The 6,000-nt window shown below is 67.9% G+C and carries 6 protein-coding genes; all 6 read left to right on the forward strand.

Annotated elements, in window-relative coordinates; genetic code table 11:
• Positions 1-27: 27 nt before the first annotated feature.
• The 6 genes from AC1DKV_RS29270 to AC1DKV_RS29295 all read left to right on the forward strand — a co-directional run bounded on the left by AC1DKV_RS29270 (position 28) and on the right by AC1DKV_RS29295 (position 5,788).
• On the forward strand, positions 28-999 hold the full coding sequence (locus AC1DKV_RS29270) for a Bug family tripartite tricarboxylate transporter substrate binding protein (protein ID WP_441612055.1): 972 nt from the start codon (positions 28-30) through the stop codon (positions 997-999).
• Between the two features lie 147 nt (positions 1,000-1,146).
• Entirely contained in the window at positions 1,147-2,154 is a 1,008-nt protein-coding gene (locus tag AC1DKV_RS29275; RefSeq protein ID WP_477138607.1) for a DctP family TRAP transporter solute-binding subunit, read from the forward strand.
• A gap of 8 nt (positions 2,155-2,162) precedes the next feature.
• Positions 2,163-3,113 carry an amidohydrolase family protein gene (locus AC1DKV_RS29280; protein WP_441612053.1) on the forward strand — a complete coding sequence of 317 codons (951 nt, stop codon included), beginning with the start codon at positions 2,163-2,165 and terminating at the stop codon, positions 3,111-3,113.
• Positions 3,114-3,156: 43 nt separating this feature from the next.
• The gene (locus tag AC1DKV_RS29285) at positions 3,157-3,693 is read left to right on the forward strand and encodes a TRAP transporter small permease (protein WP_477138608.1); all 537 of its coding nucleotides are present in this window, start codon (positions 3,157-3,159) and stop codon (positions 3,691-3,693) included.
• A 16-nt stretch (positions 3,694-3,709) separates the two neighbouring features.
• Positions 3,710-4,990 carry a TRAP transporter large permease gene (locus AC1DKV_RS29290; RefSeq protein WP_441612051.1) on the forward strand — a complete coding sequence of 427 codons (1,281 nt, stop codon included), beginning with the start codon at positions 3,710-3,712 and terminating at the stop codon, positions 4,988-4,990.
• A gap of 141 nt (positions 4,991-5,131) precedes the next feature.
• Complete coding sequence (locus AC1DKV_RS29295; RefSeq protein ID WP_477138609.1) at positions 5,132-5,788, forward strand: PPC domain-containing DNA-binding protein; 657 nt, start codon at positions 5,132-5,134, stop codon at positions 5,786-5,788.
• The last annotated feature ends 212 nt before the right edge of the window (positions 5,789-6,000 follow it).

Here is a 6,000-nt window from a genome sequence, read left to right on the forward strand (position 1 = left end):
CGATAAAAAAAACAGACTGGAGACAACATGCATCGCAGGACCTTCCTCACCGCAGCCGCGGCCGGCGCCGCCACGCTGGCCTCGCCCCTGGCGTTCGCGCAGGCGATGCCCGCCGGCCCGGTCCGCATCGTGGTCGGCTTTCCGCCCGGCGGCGGCACCGATGTGATGGCGCGCGTGATCGCCAACAAGCTGGGCGAGATGTGGCACACCTCGGTGATCGTGGAAAACCGGGCCGGCGCGGCCGGCGTGATCGCCGCGGAGTACACCGCCAAGCAGCCGGCCGATGGCACCACGCTGCTGATGACCAACATCAGCAACCACGCCATCGCKCCCAGCCTGTACCCCAAGCTCGGCTACGTGGTCGAGCGCGACTTCACGCCCATCATGCTGGTGGGCGTCACGCCCAACCTGCTGATCTGCAGCCCGCACGAAGGCGCCAGGACGCTCAACGACGTGATCGACCAGTGCCGCAAGCGCCCGGGCAAGGTCACCTTCGGCTCGTCAGGGGCCGGCGCGGCCCAGCACCTGGCGCTGGAGCTGTTCAAGCTGCGCGCCGGCGTGGACGCGCTGCATGTGCCCTACCGCGGCTCCGCGCCGATGCTGACCGACCTGATCGGCGGCCAGATCGATTTCAGCTTCGAGACCATGACCTCGGCCACGCCGCAGATCCAGGGCGGCAAGCTGACGGCCATCGCGCAGACCCGGCCCACGCGCGCGAAGAGCTTCCCCGGCGTGCCGACCGTGGCCGAATCCGGCTTCCCCGGCTTCGATGCCAGCACCTGGTACGGGCTGGTGGGCCCGGCACGCATGCCGCCCGCCATGGTGCAGAAGATGAACGCGGACATGAACAACGTGCTGGCGATGCCCGAGGTCGCGGACAAGCTCGCCGGGTTCGGGGCCGAGGACGGTGGCGGCAGCGCCGACCGCTTTGCTTCGTTTATCTCCGCAGAGACCACCAAGTGGGCCAAGGTGGTMAAAGAGGCCAAGGTGAAGGTCTGACATGCACCGCCGCACCACCCCGGAGCAGGCGCTGACGGCGGCCGCCGCGCGCCCCCCGCCCGTCCCGCCCGCCTGAGCGCCGCGCGMCATCMGGCAAGACCCGGGATGCACCCGGGCACGCCATCCAAACCATCCCTAGGAGACACCATGAGACACGCAATCTCGCGCGCAATCTCGCGCGCCATTTCGCATACCGTGCTGGCCGCATTGCTCGCCGGCGCAGCCAGCATCGCGGCCGCGCAATCGCCCATCAGGCTGSGCTTCGCCCACACCGTGCCGGAGACCGATTCCCAGCACCTCGCCGCGCTGTCGTTCAGCAAGAAGGTCAAGGAGCGCACGCAGGGCGCGATCGAGATCCAGGTCTTCGCCAACAGCCAGCTCGGCAACGACACCACGCTGGTCACGGGCATCCGCAGCGGCACCATCGACATCGGCGCTACCGGCAACCCCTTCGTCACCGGCCTGGTGCCCAAGCTCAACGCGCTGGACCTGCCCTATCAGTTCGACGATGGCCCGCAGGCTTACCGCACGCTGGACGGCGCGGTCGGGCGCGGGCTGCTGGACGAACTCGGCGCGCACCAGATCAAGGGCCTGGCGTTCTGGGAGATCGGCTTTCGCAGCCTGGGCAACAACAAGCGCCAGATCAGCAAGGCCGACGATATCCGCGGCCTGAAGATCCGCACCACGCCCAACCCGTCCCACATCAAGGCGTTCCAGTTGCTGGGCGCGAGCCCGCAGCCAATGCCGTTCGCCGAGGTCTTCGGCGCGCTGGAATCGGGCGCGGTGGACGGCCAGGAGAACCCGCCCACGCTGATGCTTTCGTCCAAGATGTTCGAAGTGCAGAAGTACCTCTCGCTGACGCGCCATGCCTACACCGCGCTGGTGGTGCTGATGAACAAGGCGAAGTTCGATTCGCTCAAGCCCGAATACCAGAAGATCCTGCTCGAGGAGGCCGCCGCGGCCGCCACCTACCAGCGCAAGCTCAATGCCGACAACGAAGCGGCCGCCATCGCGCAACTGCGCGCCAAGGGCATGCAGGTCAACGAGCATCCGGACGTGGCGAGCATCAGGAAGATCGTCAAGGAAGAGACGCGCCAGCTCTACGTGCAGAAGAACGGCGACGCCGTGCTGCGCGCCATCGACGGCCAGCGCTGAGACCGCTCATGGACAACCTGACCCTGCCGTCGGCCATCGTCGACGCCCACCATCACCTCTGGCGGCTCGGCGACGATGCGCGCTACCCGTGGCTGCAGGAACGCTACGACGCGCAAGCCTTCTTCCTGGGCGATTACAGCGCGCTGCGCACCGACTTCGGCCCGGAAGCCTACCTGGCGCAGTGGGCGGGGCTGCCCCTGGCGGCCACCATCCACGTCGAAGCCGAACGCCATCCCGCCGAGTCCCTCGCCGAGACCGGCTGGCTACACCGCATCCATGCCGTGCACGGCTTGCCCAACGCCATCGTGGCGCATGTGGATTTCAACGGCGCCGAGCTGGAGCAGCGCCTGCTGGCGCAGGCCGCCTTCCCGCTGGTGCGCGGCGTGCGGTGCAAGCCGCGCACCAGCGCACGCGCCGACCTGAGCGTACGCGGGCAGCCCGGCACCTTGCAGGACGCGCGCTGGCTCGAAGGCCTGCGGCTGCTGGCCGAGCACGGGCTCTCATGGGATCTGCGCGTGCCGTTCTGGCACCTGCACGAAGCGGCCGATGCGGTGGCGATGTTCCCGGGGCTGCGCGTGGTGCTGGAACACACCGGACTGCCGTGGGACCGCTCCGAGCAGGGACTCGCGGCATGGCGCCGCGGCATGGAGGCGCTGGCGCGCCTGCCGGACGTGCACGTKAAGCTGTCCGAATTCGGACTGCCCGGCGCGCCGTGGGACCGCGCCGGCAACGTGCGGGTCATCCGTCAGGCCCTGGACATCTTCGGCTGGCAGCGCTGCATGTTCGCCAGCAACCTGCCGGTGTCGGGCCTGCGCGCGGGCCTGGGGGAAGTGGTTGCGACGGTGGCCGAAGCGCTGCGCGGGCTGGATGCCACGGCGGCGGATGCGGTCTGGCGCGGCAACGCGCTGCGCTTCTACCGCGCCGAGGTGTCGATGCAGCTGGCGCAAGCCGCGCCATAGCGCCGGCACCGCATCGCCAGACAACAATTCAGCGAGACAAGCCATGATCGATACAACGACAGAAACGGAAGAACCCGCCGTCACCCGCGCCTTCGTGCGGACGGCGGAAGGCGCGATGGTGGCCATGATGGCCGTGATGATCGTGCTGGTATTTGCCAATGTGGTGCTGCGCTACGCCTTCAACTCGGGCATCGCGTTTTCCGAGGAAGCCTCGCGCTTCGTCTTCATGTGGCTGACCCTGACCGGCGCGCTGCTGGTGATGCGCKACAAGGCCCACCTCGGCATGTCCACCGTGGTGTCACGGCTCGGCGAGCCCGGCCAGCGACTGTGCCGCTTCCTCTCCKACCTGGGTGCGCTGGCCTGCTGCCTGCTGCTCGCCAACGGCGCGTGGAAGCTGGTGGTGATCKGCATGGACGACATGGCCCCGGTAACGGGCGTGCCCATCGGCCTGGTGTACGCCTGCCTGCTGTTCAGCAGCGTGGGCATGGCCGGGCTGCTGGCGCACTCGCTGTGGCGCCTGCTCAGCKGGCGCATGCCCAGCGCGGAACTGGTGCCGGAATCCGGCGCTAGCGGCGAATGACCCCCTGGAGACTGTCATGACCATCGTTGTATTCGTCGGCTCGCTGCTCGGCGCCATGGCGCTCGGCATGCCGATCGCATTCTCACTGCTCGTCTCCGGCATCGCGCTGATGATGCACCTGGGCAACTTCGACACGCAGATCATCGCGCAGAACATGCTCGAAGGCGTGAACAACTATCCGCTCATGGCGGTGCCGTTCTTCATGCTGGCCGGCGAGCTGATGAACGCGGGCGGGCTGTCCACCCGCATCGTCAAGGTGGCGGAAGCCGCCGTGGGCCATGTGCGCGGCGGGCTCGGCTATGTCGCGATCATCGCCGCCACCGTGGTGGCCAGCATCTCCGGCTCGGCGGTGGCGGACACCGCCGCGGTGGCGGCCCTGCTGATCCCGATGATGCGCAAGGCCGGCTATAACGTGCCGCGCTCGGCCGGCCTGATCGCGGCGGGCGGGATCATCGCGCCGGTGATTCCGCCGTCGATCGCCATCGTGGTGTTCGGCGTGGTGGCGCAGGTATCGATCACCAAGCTGTTCCTGGCCGGCATCGCGCCCGGCGCCATGATGGCGCTGACGCTGACCGCCACGTGGTACGTCTGCGCGCGCAAGGACAAGGCGGCCGCCGCCACGCAGCGCTTCGAGCTGCGCCGCCTGCTGCGCGCGCTGATGGATGGGGTGTGGGCGCTGGTGCTGCCGGTGGTGATCATCGGCGGCATGAAGATCGGGGCCTTCACGCCCACCGAGGCGGCCGTCGTGGCGGTGGTCTACGCCATGGCGGTGGGCCGCTTCGTGTACGGCGAACTGGACCTGCGCGCGCTGCCGCGGCTKATCGTCACCGCCACCAAGACCTCCAGCACCGTGCTGTTCCTGGTGGCCTGCGCGCTGGTCTCGGCGTGGCTGATCACCATCGCCAATATCCCGGCGCAGGTGACCGCGCTGCTCGATCCTTTCATCGACAACAAGATCCTGCTGATGTTCGTSATCATGGTGCTKGTGATCATCGTCGGCACGGCGCTGGATCTCATGCCGACCGTGTTGATCATGACGCCGATCCTGATGCCGGTGATCACCAAGGCCGGCATCGACCCGGTGTACTTCGGCGTGATGTTCATCCTCAACAACGCCATCGGGCTGCTGACCCCGCCGGTGGGCACCGTGCTCAACGTGGTGGCGGGGACGTCGCGCGCCAGCCTGGACAGCGTGATCTCGGGCGTGTGGCCGTTCCTGCTGTCGCTGACGACGCTGATGTTCCTGTTCGTGCTGTTCCCGCAGCTCATCCTGGTGCCGGCGAGCTGGCTGCGCTAGGGATCTCGGCGACACGATGCCAGCGAAGGCGGCCACACAGGCGGAAACRAAGACGAATTGATCCGACACCCCGGATTCGAGACCTGACCGAAACCAACCACTTACACAACGAAGCCTTACACAACGAAGACGGAGACAGAGATGAACGAAGCCATGATCAAAGACATGAAGCAGACCGCGGGCAAGGCCGTKGACAAAACCATGGACAAGGCCGCGGCGCCGGCCCCGCTTGGGCGCCGCCTCGCACGGCTMGGCAAGGCCCTCGCGGCCGGTGGCGTCATTGCGCTTGGCCTGGCGGCCGCGCCCGCCAGCGCCCAGTCGAGCGAATGCGCCGCGGYGCAAGCCACGGCCCAGAACCCCACCTACCCGAGCGCCAGCGTCAAGCGCTACATCAAGACCCCGACCGGCTACCTGCTGGTGCTGCGCATGGGCGACAACGTCTTCGAGCAGATCGAAGCCTTTGCCATCTGCGAACGCGTGCCCAGCGCCAGCCTCAGCGCGATCGGCTTTACCAACGTGACCTTCGGCTTCTGGGACGCGGACAAGAAAGCCTTCAACCCCAGGACCTTCCGCAACGTGGAAATGGCCAGCATCGTCGGCAGCCTGGCATGGAAGGACGGCAAGCCGTCGATCCACGCACACGGCGTCGCCGGCGACAGCAAGTTCGACACCTATGGCGGCCACATCCTGTCGATGGAGGTCGGCACCGGCTCGCTCGAGGTGACGGTCACGGTCTATCCCCAGCAGCTCGAGCGCGCCATCGATCCGCGCATCGGGGCCAATGTGCTGGGGCTGTAGCCRGTTGAAACKGAGCTGGCCGGGCGCCCGTCCGGGCCAGCTCCGGATACGCCGCGAAGGCCATATTCATCAGCTATCGCCGCGGCCTCGCCCTGCTCCGTGACCGTGGGCGCCGRTGGCCCCACCGGGGCCTCTATTGCGCCTGTGGCGGACCGCCTTCGCTGGCCGTCCCGCCATTCTGCGCCGGCGCMAGCACKGCGGCAGGCAAACCC

The organism is Cupriavidus sp. 05T41, from assembly GCF_056396525.1.